A 20,226-nucleotide genomic window follows, 5' to 3' on the forward strand; every position below is an offset into this window, starting at 1 on the left:
GCAGTAATTCCTTCCGTCACCAGGAGACCAGGGCCATTTCGATGGTCGATCCCGGCCCCATGGTCATAAAGACACCGAATTCACCGGGGGCGGTCACGCCCTCGGCACGCAGCCGTTCGTAGGAGAAGAGGAACGATCCGCTGGAGACATTTCCGTGGTCGCGCAGCACCCCGGTCGTGTGCCGTACGTCGTGCCGGCTGAGCCCGAGGTTGGCCCGGACCGCGTCGATCACTTTCTTTCCGCCCGAGTGGATGACCCAGTGGGCAATGTCGGACCGCCCCAATCCCGTCCCCTCAAGGAGCCGGTCGAGTGCGATCTCCGCATGGGCTCCGACCACATAAGGGACTTCCGGGTCGAGATAGAAGCTGAACTTTCCGTGGGTGTCGTCCCAGTCGTAGCGCATGGCGCCGACGGCCTCGGGAATGATGCAGCTGGAGAACCTCAGCAGCGCGGGGTCCGAACCGGCGGGCACGGCCTGCTCGACGGGCGCGGAGCCTCCGGCCGGTGCGGCGTCTTCGGCGGGTTCGGCGTCTTCGACGGGTGCGGCGTCTTCGACGGGTACCACGGATGCGGCGGGTGCCACGGCCGCGAGGGGCCGCGAGACCGCCTCGGTCACCGCGGGCGCCATGACCGCGACCGCCCCGGACCCGTCGCCGAAGAGGCTGTTGACCACGGACGAACGCATCGTGCCGTCGAAGACGTACGCCGCCGAGCAGGCTTCGATGCACACCAGCACCGCGAGCTCACCCGGGTGGGAGTTGGCCCAGGAGGCCACGGCGGTCAGGGCGTTGAGGCCGGCGTTGCAGCCCATGCCCACCACGTCGAGGCGGGAGGTGTGCACGTCCAGGCCCAGCTCCTTGATGAGGAGCGCGGAGAAACCGGGTGTCAGCAGGCCCGTGGTCGTCGTGCAGCACAGGTAGCGGATGTCCTCCAGCGAGGCGCCCGCGTCCTTGAGGCACGCCTCGATGGCCTCCCGGCCCATGGCGAGGCCGTTGACCCGGTGCTTCTGCAGGAGTTCGCCCTGCGTCTCCATGGCCCGGGAACCGTCCGGCAGGAGCGGCGGCAGGGTCAGACCGCGCCGTTCGATGGCGCTGTTGAGGAATATCGAGCGCACCCGCGGATCGGTGATTCCGAACTCGTCGAGCATCTCCTGCTGCGTATAGGAAGTCTTCGGTACAGCGGTCCCGATTCCCGTTATCCTCGGCGGATTTGCTGTCAATTTCACACTTGCTCCCTGAGGTTACAATACTTCCATGCCAAAACATTCAGCGGTGCGGTACGAGAAGAATGACCACGTTGCCCGGATCACGCTCGACAGGCCCGAGGTCCTCAATGCGATGAACCTGTCGATGCACGAGGAGCTCGCCGAAATCTGGGACGATTTCGAGGGTGACGACGACATGCGGGTGGCGGTACTCACCGGCGCCGGCGAGCGGGCGTTTTCCGTCGGTCAGGACTTGAAGGAACTGGCCGGCCGGGACCGCGCCGGAACCGCCGCCCCCGCCACCTTCGGCAGCCGCGGCAAGCCGGGCTGGCCCCGGTTGACCGAACGGTTCGACCTGGCCAAGCCGGTCGTCGCCGCCGTGCGGGGGTACGCACTGGGAGGGGGCTTCGAACTGGCTCTGGCCTGCGACATCGTCATCGCCTGCGAGGACGCCTCGTTCGCGTTGCCGGAGGCCAGACTCGGCCTCATGGCCGGTGCCGGAGGGGTGTTCCGGCTGACCCGGCAGCTGCCCTGGAAGACGGCGATGGGACACCTCCTCACGGGTCGCCCGATGGATGCCCACCGGGCCTACGAACTCGGTCTGGTCAACGAGGTCGCCTCCGCCACCGGTTTCGAGGCGTGCGTCGAAAGCTGGGTGGCCGACCTCGTACGCTGCGCTCCGCTCTCCGTCCGGGCGATGAAGGAGGCGGCGACGAAGTCCGCGACGATGCCGCTGGAGCAGGCGTTCGCGACCCGCTACCCGTGGGAGGAGCGGCGGATGCACAGCAGGGACGCAGTCGAGGGACCGGCGGCCTTCGCCGAGAAGCGCGCTCCGCGGTGGCAGGCCCGCTGAGGGACGCCCGGGCGGTGGGCGGCTCGTCGGCGTGTCCGCCGGCGGGTGCGCCGCCCCTGCTCCGTTCCCTCCTCAGCCGAGGTAGTCCTCGGCCCCGCCCTCGCGCACGGTGTCGAGGGTGAAGCAGTGGAACCCGCCGCCGAACAGCCGGCGGTGCCGGTGCCGGACGGGCACGACGGTGAACTTGTGCGACTCCAGCAGCCGGATCAGCTCGGGGCACGCCTCGTTCACCAGCACCGTGTCCGGCCCGACGGAGAGGACGTTCAGGTCTATGAAGGGGCTGGTCAGGATGAGGTCGTCGTCCTCGTAGCGGGGGAAGTTGTCGCCCGCCGGCGTGGGCGCCACGATCAGGTCCCACTTGCGCAGCGGCTCGGGCAGCTTCTCGGCCACTTCCTTGGAGCGCACCAGCAGGGTCCCGGGCCGCAGCGCGAGCACCATGCTGTCGATGTGGCTGTCGCTGAGCTGGTGCACCCGGTGGATCCGGAACCGGCCCTCGAGGTGGCGCTCCAGCCAGTCGACGGCCAGCGCGTGGTTGGCCGTCGCGATGTTGGCCACGATGTCCCGGCCGAGCCGCAGGCACTGGGCCCCGTCGAACATCATCTCCAGACCCACGTCGTACGGCGACGCCTGCGGGTCGGTGATGGGCTCGGTCGGCCCTCCCGCGGTGCTGGTCCGTACGTACGACAGGTCGAAGGACGCGTCGGTCATCATCGGCCGGGGCATGACCGTCCAGCGGGCCCCCTGCCGGAAGTAGTCCTGGAAGGCGGACTTGAGGAACTGCGTCTCGAAGTACCGTGAGCGGATCATCGGCGGGGTTTCGATGATCTCGTCGCCGACGATGAGGGTGTTGTCCCGCACGTTCAGCGGCGGTACGACCGACGCCGACCAGGCGGGCGTACGGACCTCGTTGGTCTGCGCCTCCAGGTCGGACGGCCGCAGGACGTTCACCGACAGGGAGCGGAGCACGCCGGCGAGCTCCTCCAGGTCCTCGTTCAGTTCGGCGACGTAGCGTTCCTTGATCGGCACCCGCCCGTCACCCGGCCCGCGCGGCTCGGCCCCGCGCGCGGACAGTCGCGGGTAGTACCACTCGGAGCGGGACGAGTTGTCCATGGCCAGGTTGTCATGGAAGAAGAGGTCGAACGACAGCTCCCGTTCGTGCGACACGTAGTTCCTGGCAGAGCCGACGATCACCTCCTTCAGTGGTGACCACTCGTCAAAGCTGTTCAGTTGCACGGTCCCTCATTTCCTGTATCCCGGCTCTCCGGCCGCTCCCGCCGGAACGCTACTGCGTGACCGCACGCCCTCCACGACGGATGGCAATTATTTGCCACTCCCCCGGCAACACCTCGCCCCCGAGGCTAGGTTCGTCGTCGGCCAGGGACTCCAACCAGCCGGAGTCCGGCAGACGCAACGGAAAGTGACAGGCAAAATGGACACCTTGCACCACGGCGACCCGGTTTTCGAGCGTTTTCAGTTCCTGGTGAATGCGCCGGCTCTGTTCAACGCGGTCGCCACGGCGGTCGAGCTGAGGATCTTCCACTTCCTCGCCGACAATCCCGGTTCCGCCCCCGAGGACATCCGCGAATTCACCGACATGCCGCAGCACCAGCTGCGCGTCCTGCTCCAGGCGGTGTGCACGACCGGCCTGCTGCGCCGTGAGAACGGGAACTACTTCAACTCCGCCGTGGCCCAGGACCTGCTCGCCTCGGACGCGGAGGACAGCTGGGGTCACATCATCGTGGGCTGGAAGGAGGTCTATTACCCCGCCTTCGCCCACATGACCAAGGCGCTCAAGGCCGGCACGAACACCGCCCTCGATGCCTACCCTGGTGACGAGCCGACGCTCTACCAGCGCCTTTCGCGCAATCCGGAGCTGGAGGCGGTATTCCACCGCGCGATGAGCGCGTTCACCCTGCAGTCCGTCGACGCGCTCGTGGAGCGCCCCGAGTTCGAGTCGGTGCGCAAGCTGCTCGACATCGGCGGCGGTGACGGGACCACCTCCGCCCGTCTGGCCGCCCGCCACCAAGACCTCAGCTCCACCGTCTTCGACATGCCGAGCGTCTCCAAGCTCGGCGAGAAGGCCACCGCCGTCCTCGCCGACCGGGTCGAACTCCACCCCGGTGACATCTTCAACGACGAGTTCCCCCTCGGCAGCGACGCTGTGCTCTTCAGCCACGTCCTGGAAATCTTCTCCGAGGACCAGATCCTCGGCCTGATGAAGAAGGCGTACGACGCCCTTCCCGAGGGCGGAAAGGTATTCGTCTACGGCTACAACGTCTCCGACGACGAGACCACCGGGGTGTTCGGCGCCCGCCTCGGCCTCTATTTCAACGTCCTTGCCAGCGGTCAGGGAATGGCCTACCCGGCGCGGGACTACGAGGCGTGGCTGAGCCAGGTCGGTTTCACCGGCGTGCAGACCATCGGCGGACTGCCCTACGAGCACGGCCTCACGCTCGGCGTGAAGTGACCGCCCTCCCCCCTTCACTATCCCGAGGAGATCTCAACCGTGGCGAATCCTTTCGACGACCCCGACGGCCGATTCCGCGTTCTGGTCAACGATGAGGGCCAGCATTCCCTGTGGCCCGAGTTCGCGGACGTTCCGCAGGGCTGGACGGTGACCTTCGGCGTATCGGACCGGGCGTCCTGCGTGGAGCACATCAACGCCACCTGGACCGACATGCGACCGCGCAGCCTGGCGACCCAGCTGGACCGCACCGCCTGATCCCCCTCAGTACGCCTGTCGCCGCCGCGACGGCGACAACCATCTTTTACAGGAGCGAGAGACGATGATCGTGGGTTCGGTGCCGGCATCCTTCCGGGAGCAGGCGGCGCGTACGCCCGATGCCGTGGCCGTCCGGTGCGCCGGCCGCAGCCTGACCTACCGGGAGCTGGACGACCGGTCGGACCGGCTGGCGACCCGGCTGGCCGCCGAAGGCGCCCGGGCGGAGCGTCCCGTGCTGGTCCTGATGGACCGCACGGCCGAACTGGTCGTCGCCCTCCTCGCCGTCCTCAAGACGGGGGCGTACTACCTGCCGCTGCATCCCGCCTATCCGCAGGAGCGGATGGCGTGGATCGCCGCGGAGAGCGGGGCTGCGGTCCTGCTCACCGACACCGCGATGCGTGGCCGGACGCCGCACGGGCCGGTCGTCGTACTCGCCGACCAGCCTGACGGGTACGCGCATCAGGAGCAGCCGGCGGCGGATCCCGCGATCCGCCCCGACCAGCTCGCCTACGGGATGTACACCTCGGGCTCCACCGGGACGCCCAAGGGTGTCGCGGTCACCCACCGCAACGTCACCGACCTCGTCGGCGACTCGATGTTCACGGTCCCCGGAGCACACGACCGCGTGCTGCTCGTCGCCTCGTACGCGTTCGACCCGTCGACGTACGCGCTGTGGTACCCGCTGCTGCACGGCGGGACGGCCGTCATCGCCACCGAGGCACAGCTGACGGTCGACCGTCTGGCGCGCCTGCTGGCCGACGAGCGGGTCACCGCCGCCGAGTTCCCGGCCGGCCTCTTCCGGGTCATGGCGGAGGAGCGCCCGGAGTGCTTCGCGGGCCTGCGCGAGGTCCTCACCGGCGGCGACGTCATCCCCGCCGCCGGAGTGCGTGCCGTGCTGGAGCGCTGCCCCGGCACGGTGGTGCGCGGCACCTACGGTCCCACCGAGACCACGCTCTACGCCACCCAGTCCCGGTGGACCCGGGCGTCGTCGGTTCCCGCACAGGTACCGATCGGGCTGCCGCTGGACGGCATGAGCGCCTACGTCCTGGACGACGCGCTGCGCCCGGTCGCGGAGGGGGAGACCGGCGAGCTGTACCTGGCCGGTGCCGGTCTGGCCCGGGGGTACGCCGGCCGCCCCGACCTGACGGCCGACCGTTTCGTCGCCGACCCGTTCGGTCCCGCGGGCAGCCGGATGTACCGCTCCGGCGACCTGGCCCGCCACGACGGCGACGGACGGCTCGAATTCGCCGGCCGCGCCGACGGCCAGGTCAAGATCCGCGGGTATCGCGTCGAGCCGGGCGAGGTGGAGGCGGCACTGACCGGCTGCCGGGGAGTGCGCCAGGCCGTCGTCGTGGCCCGCGAGGACGCTGCGGGAGACAAGCGGCTGGTCGCGTACGTCGTGGCGGAGGGAGCCGCGGCGGCGGATGACGCAGCCCTCCACGACGGCATGCGCAGCCACCTGGAGGCCCGTCTGCCGGCCTACCTGGTCCCCTCGGCGTTCGTCACGCTGGAGCGGCTGCCGCTGACCTCCAACCACAAGATCGACTACCGGGCGCTGCCCGCTCCCTCCGCCGGCCCTGCCGACACCGGGCGCGGTCCGCGCACCGACCGCGAGGCCGTCCTGTGCGACCTGGTCGCCCAGACGCTCGGCCTGCCCCACGTCGGCATCGACGACGACTTCTTCGCGCTGGGCGGGGACTCGCTCCACGCGACCCGGCTGGTCAGCCGCATACGGGCCGCGCTGGGCACCGACCTCTCCGTGGCATCGGTCTTCGACCACCCGAACGTCGCCGCCCTCTCCTCACTCGGCGAAGAGGGCGAAGACGGCGAACCGGCCGGGGCGGGCCACTCCCCCGCCGCCCGCCCGGCACTGCGACCGGCCACCCGGCCCGCCGTGCTCCCGCTCTCCCCCGCCCAGTACCGCATGTGGTTCCACAGCCGGCTGGAGGGCCGGTCGGCGGCGTACGTCCTGCCCATAGCCGTCCGGCTGCGCGGCCCGCTCGACCGGGCCGCGCTGGAAGCCGCCCTTGGGGACCTGACCGACCGGCACGAGAGCCTGCGCACCGTGTTCCCGGAGCACGACGCGGAGCCCTGCCAGGTCGTGCTGCCCGTCGGGCAGGTGCGGCCGGCGCTGCCCGTCGAGCAGGTGACGGACCTCGATGCCGCGCTGCGCGCCGCCGCCCTCGTCCCGTTCGACCTGACCACGGACGTGCCGTTGCGCGCGCGCCTGTTCTCCGCGGGCGCCGACGAACACGTACTGCTGCTGACCCTCAACCACATCGGCACCGACGGCTGGTCCATGCAGCCCCTGACGCGCGAACTGGCCGAGGCCTACACGGCTCGGCGGGCCGGTGAAGCCCCCCGATGGGCGCCGCTCGCCACCCAGTACGCCGACTACACCCTGTGGCAGCGCGAACTCCTCGGCTCCGAGCAGGGCCCGACCGCGCTGGCCGAGCAGCAGCTCGACTTCTGGCGCAAGGCCCTCGACGGGGCGCCCGAGGAACTGGAACTTCCCACCGACTTCCCCCGCCCGGCGGTCGCCGGTACCCGCGGGGGCAGCGTTCCCGTGGAGATCGGCGCCGAACTGCACCAGGCCATCGTCGCCCTTGCCCGCGCCACGCGGACCAGCGTCCACATGACCCTCCAGGCCGCCGTGGCGGCCCTGCTGACCCGGGTAGGAGCAGGGACGGACGTCCCGATCGGCGCCACCGTCGCCGGCCGCACGGACGAGGCCCTCGACAGCCTGATCGGCTTCTTCGTCAACACGCTGGTGCTGCGCACCGACACCTCCGGCAACCCGAGCCTGCGCACCTTGCTCCAGCGGGTCAGGGAACAGGACCTCGCGGCGTACGCGCACCAGGACGTGCCCTTCGACCAGGTCGTGGATGCCCTCAACCCGGTCCGCTCGCTGTCGCGCCACCCCCTCTTCCAGGTCATGCTGACCTTGGAGAACGCCAACGGCTACGCGTTCGACCTGCCAGGGCTCACCGCCACCGCCGAGGAACTGCCGACCGCCACCGCCAAGTTCGACCTGCTCTTCGGCTTCACCGAGCGCTACGCGCACGACGGCTCGGCCGCCGGGGTCACCGGCCGCCTGGAGTTCTCGGCCGACCTGTTCGAGCCGGCGACCGCCGCACTGCTGGCCGGTCGCTTCACCGCCTTGCTGACGCGTGCCGTCACCGATCCCGAGCAGCCGCTCGGCGACATCGACCTGTTCCTCGAGGGTGAGCGCGACGCCGTCCTGCGAGCCGCGCGCGCGACGCGCACCGAGCTGCCCGGAGCACCGCTCGCCGCCCTGGTCGAGGCCCAGGTGCGCCGTACGCCCGACGCGCTCGCCGTCAGCGCGCCCGACGGCGACCTCTCGTACGCCGAACTCAACGAGCGGGCCAACCGGCTGGCCCGGCACCTGCTGTCCCGGGGGATCGGCCCCGGCAGCTACGCCGCCGTCGTACTGCCCCGCGGCACGGGGCTGATCACTGCCTTCCTGGCCGTGCTCAAGACCGGCGCCGCCTACCTGCCGATCGACCCGCAGTATCCGCGCGAGCGGATCGGGTTCATCCTCGAAGACGCCCGCCCGGACGTGTGCATCACCGACGGCGGGGGCGCCGCCTCACTGCCCGCGGACTCGCTGCCCGCATACGTGCTCGACCTGGACGGCGCGCCCACCGCCGCCGCGCTGGCCGCGGCCCACGCCCACGACCCCCGGGACGCCGACCGGCCCGCCCCGCTGACCGACGAGACCCCCAGCTACGTCGTGTACACCTCGGGCTCCACCGGACGGCCGAAGGGGGTGGTGCTCCCGGCCCGCGTCCTGTCCAACCTGCTCGCCTGGAACGCCTCGCTCTTCCCCTGCGAACCGGGCTCCCGGGTCTCGCAGTTCAGCGCCGTCAGCTTCGACGCGTCGGAGCACGAGATCCTCACGGCCCTCCTGAACGGCAAGACGCTGTGCGTGCCCGACGAGGACACCCGGCTCAATCCGGCCCGCCTCGCGAGCTGGCTGGACGAGCAGCGCATCACCGAGTTCTTCGCCCCGGACCTCGTGATCGCGGCGGTGTACGAGGCCGCCACCGAGCAGGGCCTGGCACTCGACGCCCTGCGGCACGTCGCCCAGGCCGGCGAAGCGCTCCAGCTGACCCCCCAGGTCCGCGACTTCCACGCCGCGCGCCCCGGTCTGCTGCTGCACAACCACTACGGCCCCTCCGAGACCCACGTGGTCACCAGCGCCACCCTGCCCGCCGACCCGGCCGACTGGCCGACTGCGGCCCCCCTCGGCGACGGCATCTGGAACACCCGGCTGTACGTCCTGGACGAGCTGCTGCGGCCTGTGCCCGCCGGTGTGCCCGGCGAGCTGTACCTCGCGGGTGACGGCCTGGCCCACGGCTACCTCAACCGTGCCGACCTCACCTCCCAGCGCTTCGTCGCCGACCCGTTCGCCCCGGCCGGCGAGCGGATGTACCGCAGCGGCGACCTGGTGCGCCGCCGCGCCGACGGCAGCCTCGCCTTCCTCGGACGCGCCGACGACCAGGTGAAGATCCGTGGCGTCCGCGTCGAGCTGGGCGAACTCAACGCAGTGCTCTGCGCGCATCCCGCGGTGGCCCAGGCCGCCACCGTGCTGCGCGAGGACCGGCCCGGCGACAAACGATTGGTCTCCTACGTGGTGGCCGCGCCGGGTTCCGTGCTGCCGGCCGCCGAGGAGCTGCGCCGGCACGTGGCCGCCGCCGTGCCCCAGGCGGTGGTTCCGGCCGCGTACGTCCAGATGGACGTGCTTCCGCTGACGTCCAACGGCAAGCTGGACCGCAGGGCCCTGCCCGCCCCGGCCTACACCGGCACCGCGGGCCGCGGTCCCCGTACCCCCGCGGAGCACATCCTGTGCGCGCTGTTCGCGGAGGTCCTGGGCGCCCGGGCCGTCGGCGCGGAGGACAGCTTCTTCGACCTGGGCGGTCACTCCCTGCTCGTCACCCGGCTGATCAACCGGATCCGGCTGACCCTGGGCCGTGAGGTCGCCGTCCGCACCGTCTTCGAAGCGCCCACCCCCGCCGAGCTGGCGGCCCGCATCGACGCGGCCGGGCAGGCCCGTCCGGCGCTCGTCCCCCTCGCACACGGAGACCGGCTGCCCGCCTCTCCCGCGCAGGAACGGCTCTGGTTCCTCGACCGGTTCGAGCAGTCGAGCACGTACAACCTGCCGGTCAGCTTCCGGATCGCCGGGCGGGTCGACGCCCAAGCGCTGGAGCAGGCCGTCACCGACCTCGTGGCCCGTCACGAAACCCTGCGGACCGTGTTCCGCGAGGACCAGGGCCGCGCCATCCAACTGATCCTGCCCCCCACCCACATACCCCTGCACCGCGTCACCACCACCCCCGAAGACCTCCCCGAAGCACTGCAGACCGCCGGCCAGCACGTCTTCGACCTCTCCGCCGACCTGCCCATCCGCGTCACCCTCCTCACCCTCGCCGAAGACGAACACGTCCTGATGGTGCTCCTGCACCACATCGCCGGCGACGGCGCCTCCATGACACCCCTCACCCACGACCTCAACCACGCCTACGAAGCCCGCCTCAACGGCAACGCCCCCACCTGGGCGCCACTCCCCGTCCAATACGCCGACTACACCCTGTGGCAACAGCAGATCCTCGGCGACGAAAACGACCCCGAATCAGCCGCAGCCCAACAGAGCGCCTACTGGAAGCACACCCTCCAAGGACTCCCCGAAGAACTCACCTACCCCACCGACCGACGCCGCCCCACCACCCCCACACACCGCGGCGAATCCCTCGAAATCGAACTCGGCACCGACCTCCACACCCGGCTCACCGAACTCGCCCGCACCACCGGCACGACCCTCACCATGGTCATGCACGCAGCACTCGCCACCCTCCTCACCCGACTCGGCGCCGGAACCGACATCCCCATCGGCACCCCCACCGCAGGCCGCACCGACGAAACCCTCGACCACCTCATCGGCTTCTTCGTCAACACCCTCGTCATCCGCACCAACACCTCCGACAACCCCACCTTCACCCAACTCCTCACCCAAGTCCGCAACACCAGCCTCACCGCCTACGCCCACCAAGACACCCCCTTCGAACGCATCGTCGAAACCCTCAACCCGCCCCGCCTCCCCAGCCGCCACCCCCTCTTCCAGATCATGCTCCAGGTCGGTACGGACACGGCTCCCGATCTGGACCTGGGCGGCGTCACGGCCCAGGGCGTGACCACCAACCTGGACGGCGCGAAGTTCGACCTCTCCCTCAACCTCCGTGCCGCTACGGGCGCGGACGGCCGCCCCGGCGCCCTGACCGCGCACGTCGGGTACGCGGCGGATCTGTTCGACGCCCCTACGGTCCGCACCCTCCTCGACCGCCTCGTCCGCGTCCTGGAAGCCGTCACCGCCGACCCGGACCTGCACATCGACTCCCTGGACCTGCTGGGGCCTGCGGAGCGGGCTGCCCTGTTGACGCCTCCGGTTGCGGTCACCGAGCCCGAAGCCGTCCTCCACGACCTGTTCGCCGCCCAGGCCGCCCGCACCCCGGACGCCACGGCCGTCGTGTTCGAGGGCGAGCACACCTCGTACGCCGCGCTCGACGCGCGCGCCAACCGCCTGGCGCACCTGCTGAGCGAGCGCGGCGCCGGCCCGGACCGACTGATCGCCGTCGCCCTGCCTCGCTCCGCCGAGCTCATCGTCGCCCTGCTCGCCGTCCTCAAGTCGGGGGCCGCCTACCTGCCCGTCGACCCCGACTACCCGGCCGACCGCATCGCCTACATGCTGGATGACGCCCGCCCCGTCCTCCTGGTCACCCACAGCGACATCATCGAGCGACTGCCCGCGGACACCGCGACCCTGCTCGTGGACACGCAGGACACCACCAGGCTGCTCACCGCCGCCCCCGACACCTGCCCCGGGGTCGCGGTGGCGCCGCAGCACGCGGCTTACGTCATCTACACCTCGGGCTCGACCGGGCGGCCCAAGGGCGCCGTCATCCCGCACCAGAACGTGACCCGCCTGTTCGCCGCCACCCGGCACTGGTTCGACTTCGGCGCCGACGACACCTGGACCCTCTACCACAGCTACGCCTTCGACTTCTCCGTCTGGGAGCTGTGGGGGCCGCTGCTGCACGGCGGACGCCTCGTCGTCGTCCCCCACGCCGTCAGCCGCGCACCCGGCGAGTTCCTCAAGCTGCTCGCCGACGAGCAGGTCACCGTCCTCAACCAGACCCCTTCCGCGTTCTACCAGCTCGTCCAGGCCGACGCCGAAGACCCCGCGACCGGCGACCGGCTGGCCCTGCGCACCGTCGTGTTCGGCGGCGAGGCCCTGGACCTGCGCCGACTGGCCGACTGGTACGAACGCCACGGCGACGACTCGCCCGCGCTGGTGAACATGTACGGCATCACCGAGACCACCGTGCACGTCACCCACCAGGCGCTGGACCGGATCTCCGCGGCGACCCTGCCGGGCAGCGTGATCGGCGAGGCCATCCCCGACCTCGGCATGTACGTCCTCGACAGCACGCTGCGCCCGGTGCCCGCCGGGGTCTCGGGCGAGCTGTACGTGTCCGGCGCCGGCCTCGCCCGCGGCTACCTCGGCCGCCCCGGCCTGACCGCCGAGCGCTTCGTGGCCTGCCCCTTCGAGGGACCGGGCGCCCGGATGTACCGCACCGGGGACGTGGTCCGATGGACGGAGCCGGGCCGCCTGGAATACCTCGGCCGGGCCGACCACCAGGTCAAGCTCCGCGGATTCCGCATCGAACTCGGCGAGATCGAATCCGTTCTGGGCTCACACCCGCAGGTCGCGCAGGCCGCCGTCGTGATCCGCGAGGACCAGCCGGGCGACAAGCGGCTCGTCGGCTACGTCGTACCCAAGGACCCGGGCGGGGTGGACAGCACCGACCTGCGCGCCCACCTCGGCGCTCTTCTGCCCGACTACATGGTGCCGTCCAGCACCGTAACGTTGGACGTGCTGCCGTTGACGGCGAACGGGAAGCTGGACCGCAGGGCCCTGCCCGCCCCCGTCTACGCCGGAGCGGCCGGACGTGAGGCACGCACCCCCCACGAGCACCTCCTGTGCGGCCTGTTCGCCGACGTACTCGGCGTGGACACCGTCGGTGTGGACGACGGCTTCTTCGACCTGGGCGGTCACTCCCTGCTCGTCACCCGGCTGATCAACCGGATCCGGCTGACCCTGGGCCGTGAGGTCGCCGTCCGCACCGTCTTCGAAGCGCCCACCCCCGCCGAGCTGGCGGCCCGCATCGACGCGGCCGGGCAGGCCCGTCCGGAACTGGCACCGCAGCCGCGCCCCGACCTCGTCCCCGCCTCCCCCGCGCAGGAACGGCTCTGGTTCCTCGACCAGTTCGAAGGCCCCAGCGCCACCTACAACCTTCCCGTCACCGTGCGGATCACCGGCCCCCTGGACACCGGAGCGCTGGAGCACGCCGTGGCGGATGTCGTGGCCCGTCACGAAACCCTGCGGACCGTGTTCCGCGAGGACCAGGGCCGCGCCATCCAACTGATCCTGCCCCCCACCCACATACCCCTGCACCGCGTCACCACCACCCCCGAAGACCTCCCCGAAGCACTGCAGACCGCCGGCCAGCACGTCTTCGACCTCTCCGCCGACCTGCCCATCCGCGTCACCCTCCTCACCCTCGCCGAAGACGAACACGTCCTGATGGTGCTCCTGCACCACATCGCCGGCGACGGCGCCTCCATGACACCCCTCACCCACGACCTCAACCACGCCTACGAAGCCCGCCTCAACGGCAACGCCCCCACCTGGGCGCCACTCCCCGTCCAATACGCCGACTACACCCTGTGGCAACAGCAGATCCTCGGCGACGAAAACGACCCCGAATCAGCCGCAGCCCAACAGAGCGCCTACTGGAAGCACACCCTCCAAGGACTCCCCGAAGAACTCACCTACCCCACCGACCGACGCCGCCCCACCACCCCCACACACCGCGGCGAATCCCTCGAAATCGAACTCGGCACCGACCTCCACACCCGGCTCACCGAACTCGCCCGCACCACCGGCACGACCCTCACCATGGTCATGCACGCAGCACTCGCCACCCTCCTCACCCGACTCGGCGCCGGAACCGACATCCCCATCGGCACCCCCACCGCAGGCCGCACCGACGAAACCCTCGACCACCTCATCGGCTTCTTCGTCAACACCCTCGTCATCCGCACCAACACCTCCGACAACCCCACCTTCACCCAACTCCTCACCCAAGTCCGCAACACCAGCCTCACCGCCTACGCCCACCAAGACACCCCCTTCGAACGCATCGTGGAGGTACTGAATCCCCCGCGTTCGGCCGCCCGCCATCCGCTCTTCCAGATCATGCTCCAGGTGGCCAACGGCACGACCACGGAGTGGGACCTGCCCGGCGTCCAAGCACAGTCACTGCGGACGAACCTCGACGTGGCGAAGTTCGACCTCCACCTCGCTTTCCACGCCGACGTCACCGCGGACGGCGTGCCGGGCGCACTGCGCGCGGACGCCCAGTTCGCCGTCGACCTGTTCGACGCGCCGACGGTCCGCACCCTCCTCGACCGCCTCGTCCGCGTCCTGGAAGCCGTCACCGCCGACCCGGACCTGCACATCGACTCCCTCGACGTCCTCGGGTCCGAAGAGCGGGACCGCGTCCTGACGCGGTGGAACGACACCGGCCGCGGCCTGTCCGAGGCCCTGCTCCCGGACCTGTTCGCCGCCCAGGCCGCCCGCACCCCCGGCACGGTCGCGGTCTGCGCCTCGGGCGACCGGCTGACGTACGCGGAGCTCGACGAGCAGGCCAACAGGCTGGCGTGGGTACTGCTGTCCCGGGGCATCGGCCCCGGCGACCGGGTGGGTGTGGTGCTGCCGCGCGGTACCCGGCTGGCGGTCGCCTTCCTGGCGATCCTCAAGGCGGGGGCCGCCTACCTGCCCATCGACCCTACGTACCCGCGGGAGCGCATCGACTTCGTCCTGGCCGATGCCCGGCCCCAGGCCGTCCTCACCGTCGCCTCGCAGGCCGCCGCGCTGCCCGCCGGAGCGCTGGCCCTGGACACCGCGCCGGTGGCCGCGGAGTTGGCGGCCGCGCCGCCGCACGCCCCGGGAACCGCCGACCGCCGTGCGCCGCTGACGTCGGAGGCTCCCGCATACGTGGTCTACACCTCGGGCTCCACGGGCCGCCCCAAGGGCGTGGTCCTGCCGGGCCGGGTGCTGGTCAACCTCCTGGCGTGGAACGCATCGGTCGTTCCCGCCGCACCGGGTGCGCGAGTGGCCCAGTTCAGTGCCGTCGGCTTCGACGTCGCCGAGCAGGAGATCCTTTCGGCCCTGCTGTACGGAAAGACGCTGTGCGTGCCGGACGAGGAGACCCGGCTCAACCCCTCCAGCCTCGCGGCCTGGCTCGACGAGGAAGGGATCACCGAGTTCTACGCCCCGAACCTGGTCATCGCCGCCGTGTACGAGGCCGCTGCCGAACAGGGCCTGGGGCTGGCCGCCCTGCGGCACGTGCTCCAGGCCGGCGAAGCGCTTCAACTGAGCCCGCAGGTGCGGGACTTCCACGCCGCACGGCCGGGTGTCGTGCTGCACAACAACTACGGGCCCTCCGAGAGCCATGTCGTCAGCGGTACGCAGCTGCCGGCCGAGGTGGCGCAGTGGCCGGAATCGCCGACGCTGGGCGGCCCGATCTGGAACGCGCAGACGTACGTGCTCGACGAGCGGCTGCGGCCCGTCCCCGTCGGTGTGGCGGGAGAGCTCTACCTGACCGGAGTCTGCCTGGCGCACGGCTACCTCAACCGGGCCGACATGACGGCGGAACGCTTCGTGGCGCACCCCTTCGGGGAACCCGGTGAGCGCATGTACCGCACGGGAGACGTGGTCCGGTGGACGGGCGACGGCGAGCTGGAGTACCTGGGCCGGGCCGACGACCAGGTGAAGATCCGCGGCATCCGGGTCGAGCTGGGCGAACTCAACGCGGTGATCGAAGGACACCCGGGCGTCGCGCAGGCGGCGACGGTGCTACGTGAGGACAGGCCGGGGGACAAGCGCCTGGTCGCCTACGTGGTGGCGGAGCCCGGCGCGCCCGCGCCCGCCGGCGACGCGTTGCGCCGCCATGTGGCCGCCAAGGTCCCGGAGTCCGTCGTTCCTGCCGCGTTCGTCACCCTGGACGTACTGCCGTTGACCGCGAACGGGAAGCTGGACCGCAGGGCCCTGCCCGCCCCCGTCTACGCCGGAGCGGCCGGACGTGAGGCACGCACCCCCCACGAGCACCTCCTGTGCGGCCTGTTCGCCGACGTACTCGGCGTGGACACCGTCGGTGTGGACGACAGCTTCTTCGACCTGGGCGGCCACTCCCTGCTCGTCACCCGGCTCGTCAATCGGGCGCGTGCCGTACTCGGTGTGGAACTGACGGTGCGGACCGTCTTCGAGGCTCCCACCGTCAGCGAACTCGCGGCCCGCCTCGAAGTCTCCGGCGACGCCCGTCCGGAACTGGCACCGCAGCCGCGCCCCGACCTCGTCCCCGCCTCCGCCGCGCAGGAACGGCTCTGGTTCCTCGACCAGTTCGAAGGCCCCAGCGCCACCTACAACCTTCCCGTCGCCGTCCGGATCGCCGGGCGGGTCGACGCCCAAGCGCTGGAGCAGGCCGTCACCGACCTCGTGGCCCGTCACGAAACCCTGCGGACCGTGTTCCGCGAGGACCAGGGCCGCGCCATCCAACTGATCCTGCCCCCCACCCACATACCCCTGCACCGCGTCACCACCACCCCCGAAGACCTCCCCGAAGCACTGCAGACCGCCGGCCGACACGTCTTCGACCTCTCCGCCGACCTGCCCATCCGCGTCACCCTCCTCACCCTCGCCGAAGACGAACACGTCCTGATGGTGCTCCTGCACCACATCGCCGGCGACGGCGCCTCCATGACACCCCTCACCCACGACCTCAACCACGCCTACCAAGCCCGACTCAACGGCAACGCCCCCACCTGGGCGCCACTCCCCGTCCAATACGCCGACTACACCCTGTGGCAACAACAGATCCTCGGCGACGAGGCGGAGGCCGACTCGACGCTCGCGACCCAGCTGCGGTACTGGAGCGACGCCTTGGCGGGGCTCCCGGTCGAGCTGGAGTATCCGACCGACCGGCCCAGGCCGCTGGCTTCCTCCCACCGGGGCGAGTCCTTCGAGGTCGAACTCGGCACCGACCTCCACACCCGGCTCACCGAACTCGCCCGCACCACCGGCACGACCCTCACCATGGTCATGCACGCAGCACTCGCCACCCTCCTCACCCGACTCGGCGCCGGAACCGACATCCCCATCGGCACCCCCACCGCAGGCCGCACCGACGAAACCCTCGACCACCTCATCGGCTTCTTCGTCAACACCCTCGTCATCCGCACCAACACCTCCGACAACCCCACCTTCACCCAACTCCTCACCCAAGTCCGCAACACCAGCCTCACCGCCTACGCCCACCAAGACACCCCCTTCGAACGCATCGTCGAAACCCTCAACCCGCCCCGCCTCCCCAGCCGCCACCCCCTCTTCCAGATCATGCTGGAGGTGGTCAGCGACGGCGGGTCGGAGCTGACGCTGGCGGGTACCAAGGCGGAGACACTGCCGGCCACCGAACTGAACGTCGCGAAGTTCGACCTCAACTTCACCCTGTACGCGGACACCACGGAGGAGGGCCGGCCCGGGGCCCTGCGCGCGAGCGTGGGATTCGCCGTCGACCTGTTCGACGCCCCGACGGTCCGCACCCTCCTCGACCGGATGGTCCGCGTCCTGGAAGCGGCCACCGCCGACCCGGACCTGCCCATCGGCTCCCTCGACATCCTCGGCGTCGAGGAACGCGCCCACCTGATCCGGCAGGGCGCCGGCCCCGACCCGGTGGACGCCTTCGCCGGGGTGTCCTCCCTCCAGGAGGCGTTCCGCCTGCAGGCAGGGCGCACCCCGGACGCGGTGGCCGTCCGGTGCGCCGGCCGGAGCCTGAGCTACGCGGAGTTGAACGAGCGGGCCGGCCGGCTCGCGCGGCGTCTGGTCGCCGCGGGCGCCGGGCCGGAGCATCCGGTCGCCATTTTGATGAGCCGGACGGTGGACCTCGTCGTCGCCCTGACGGGCATCCTCATGTCGGGTTCCTACTACGTGCCCCTGCACCACGCCTCGCCCTTGGACCGCATGCAGACGGTCCTGGAGGAGTGCGGGGCGCAGGTCCTGCTCACGGACGAGGTCATGCGCGAGCGTGGCCTGCCGCGGGCGGGGATGGTGGTCCTGGTCTCGGACGCCGATGAGGACGGCCCGCTCGATGCCGCGGCGTTGCCCCACCCGGCCGTGAACGGTCACCGGGAGCAGCTCGCGTACGTCATGTACACCTCGGGCTCGACGGGCAGGCCCAAGGGTGTGGCCATCACCCACCAGGACGTCTTCGAGCTGGTCAACGACTCGATCTTCGTGCCGGGTGACCACGACCGGGTACTGCTGCTCACCCCGTACGAGTTCGATCCGTCGACGTACTCCTTCTGGTACCCGCTGTTGCACGGCGGGACGAGCATCATCGCGCCGGAGGCGGACCTCACGGTCGAGCGGCTCGCCCGGCTGATGCAGGAGGAGCGGATCACCGGTGTCGACGTGACGGCGGGTCTCTTCCGGGTGATGGCCGAGGAGTATCCCGAGTGCTTCGACGGGGTGCGCGTGGTGATCACCGGTGGTGACATCGTGTCGCCGGTCGCGGTCCGCCGGGTCCTGGAACACTGCCCCGACCTGCTGGTGCGCAGCAATTACGGTCCGACGGAGACGACGTTGTTCGCGACCTCGGCCCCGTGGCGCAGTGCATCCGAGGTGCCGGCTCCGGTGCCCATCGGCAGGCCGCTCGACGGCATGTCGGCCCGCGTGCTGGACGACGCGCTCGCGCCGGTTCCCGTCGGGGTGACGGGCGAGCTGTACCTGGCCGGCACCGGTCTGGCCCGGGGATACCTGAACCGGGCCGGGCTCACGGCCGAGCGGTTCGTGGCGGACCCGTACGGCCCGCCCGGCGCACGGATGTACCGGACGGGCGACCGGGTCCGCTGGACCGCGGACGGTCTGATCGACTTCGTCGGCCGCGCCGACAACCAGGTGAAGATCCGCGGGTTCCGCATCGAACTGCCGGAGATCGAGTCCGTCCTGGCCGCGTTCCCCGGCATCCGGCAGGTCGCGGTCGTCGCCCGCGAGGACCGGCCCGGTGACAAGAGGCTGGCGGCCTACCTGGTCGGCGACGGCGAGGTGGACGTCGATGCCTTGACGCGGCACGCCCGCCAACTGCTGCCCGAGTACATGATCCCGGCCGCCGTGGTGCTTCTGGACAAGCTGCCGTTGACCCCCAACAACAAGCTCGACTACCGGGCCCTGCCGGCGCCCGCCCTGCCCACGAGCGACGGCCGGCCGCCGCGCAGTCCTGCCGAGGTCACCCTGTGCGCCTTGTTCGCCGACGTACTCGGGGTACGGGACATCGGGATCGACGACAACTTCTTCGCACTGGGCGGCCACTCGCTGCTGGCGACCCGGCTGATCAGCCGTATCCGTACGGCGTTCGACTGCGAGCTGCCGGTCCGGGCCCTGTTCGAGGCACCGACCGTGGCCATGCTGGCCGCCCAGCTGGGCCGGGAGGGTTCCGGGGATTCACTCGGGGTGCTCCTGCCGCTGCGTACGGGTGGTGAGCGGCGTCCGCTGTTCGCCGTCCACCCGGCCATCGGTCTCAGCTGGTGCTACAGCGGGCTGCTGGCCCACTTGGACCGTGAGCAGCCGGTGTACGGGCTCCAGGCACGTGGTTTGAGCGAACCGGAAGGCGGACCCCGGACCTTCGAGGAGGTCCTGGACGACTACCTCGCGGCGATCCGCTCGGTCCAGCCGCAAGGACCGTACGCGCTGCTCGGCTGGTCGTTCGGCGGGGTCACGGCGCACGCCTTGGCGGTGCGGCTGAGGGAGGCGGGTGAGCAGGTCGACTTCCTCGGCGTGCTCGACGCATTCCCCGGGACGGCCTCGGCGGGTACCGAGCCCATCGGCTACGACGACCCGGAGGTATGGCCGGCGCTGTCGGCCTCGATCGGTCACGATCCGTCGGCTTCCGGGAGCCCGTTGGCGGAACTGGGCGCGGAGGGGTTCGCAGCCCTGGCACGGGTCTTCGTGGACCTGTCGAACCTGCGCGGAACCTTCGATTCCGGGGTGTTCGACGGCTCGATGGTCTTCTTCCGGGCCACGGTCGGCGCCACCGTGGACGATCCGGCGGCCGTGTGGTCGCCCCACGTCACCGGCGGCATCGAAGTCCACGAGGTCGACTGCGCCCACGGCGCGATGACCGCGCAGGGCCCCCTCGCGGAGATCGGTCGCGTGGTAGCCGGGCACCTCGGGGACCTCCCGTAGCCGCCCGGACGGCCGCCGGTCCGGCGGCGCCCACCGCACATCCTGTGAGCACCCGGCAAGAGAGGGGA

The 20,226-nt window shown here is 70.9% G+C and carries 6 protein-coding genes; 4 read left to right on the plus strand and 2 right to left on the minus strand.

What is annotated here, in order from left to right; all coding sequences use genetic code 11:
• Positions 1-16: 16 nt before the first annotated feature.
• On the minus strand, positions 17-1,225 hold the full coding sequence (dpgA, locus tag OG861_RS04735) for a 3,5-dihydroxyphenylacetyl-CoA synthase DpgA (RefSeq protein ID WP_330261309.1): 1,209 nt from the start codon (positions 1,223-1,225) through the stop codon (positions 17-19).
• 28 nt (positions 1,226-1,253) lie between these two features.
• On the opposite strand from dpgA, the gene dpgD reads away from it, so the two are divergent.
• On the plus strand, positions 1,254-2,057 hold the full coding sequence (gene dpgD, locus OG861_RS04740; protein WP_330261310.1) for an enoyl-CoA-hydratase DpgD: 804 nt from the start codon (positions 1,254-1,256) through the stop codon (positions 2,055-2,057).
• A 72-nt stretch (positions 2,058-2,129) separates the two neighbouring features.
• Here the strand turns inward: dpgD and OG861_RS04745 are convergent, their stop codons facing one another.
• Positions 2,130-3,290, minus strand: a complete 1,161-nt coding sequence (locus OG861_RS04745; RefSeq protein WP_329200195.1) for a glycine amidinotransferase — start codon at positions 3,288-3,290, stop codon at positions 2,130-2,132.
• Between the two features lie 196 nt (positions 3,291-3,486).
• On the opposite strand from OG861_RS04745, the gene OG861_RS04750 reads away from it, so the two are divergent.
• The 3 genes from OG861_RS04750 to OG861_RS04760 all read left to right on the plus strand — a co-directional run bounded on the left by OG861_RS04750 (position 3,487) and on the right by OG861_RS04760 (position 20,158).
• Positions 3,487-4,524, plus strand: coding sequence for a methyltransferase (locus tag OG861_RS04750; protein WP_329200194.1), 1,038 nt, complete (start codon positions 3,487-3,489; stop codon positions 4,522-4,524).
• Between the two features lie 39 nt (positions 4,525-4,563).
• Entirely contained in the window at positions 4,564-4,779 is a 216-nt protein-coding gene (locus OG861_RS04755) for an MbtH family protein (protein ID WP_330261311.1), read from the plus strand.
• Between the two features lie 79 nt (positions 4,780-4,858).
• Entirely contained in the window at positions 4,859-20,158 is a 15,300-nt protein-coding gene (locus tag OG861_RS04760; protein ID WP_330261312.1) for an amino acid adenylation domain-containing protein, read from the plus strand.
• Positions 20,159-20,226 lie beyond the last annotated feature (68 nt).

It is taken from the genome of Streptomyces sp. NBC_00539 (assembly GCF_036346105.1).
GTDB lineage: Bacteria > Actinomycetota > Actinomycetes > Streptomycetales > Streptomycetaceae > Streptomyces.

Excerpts from the sequence above, each read along its gene's own strand:
- dpgD (WP_330261310.1), top strand. The coding sequence starts at position 1,254 with ATGCCAAAACATTCAGCGGTGCGGTACGAGAAGAATGACCACGTTGCC.
- OG861_RS04750 (WP_329200194.1), top strand. The coding sequence starts at position 3,487 with ATGGACACCTTGCACCACGGCGACCCGGTTTTCGAGCGTTTTCAGTTC.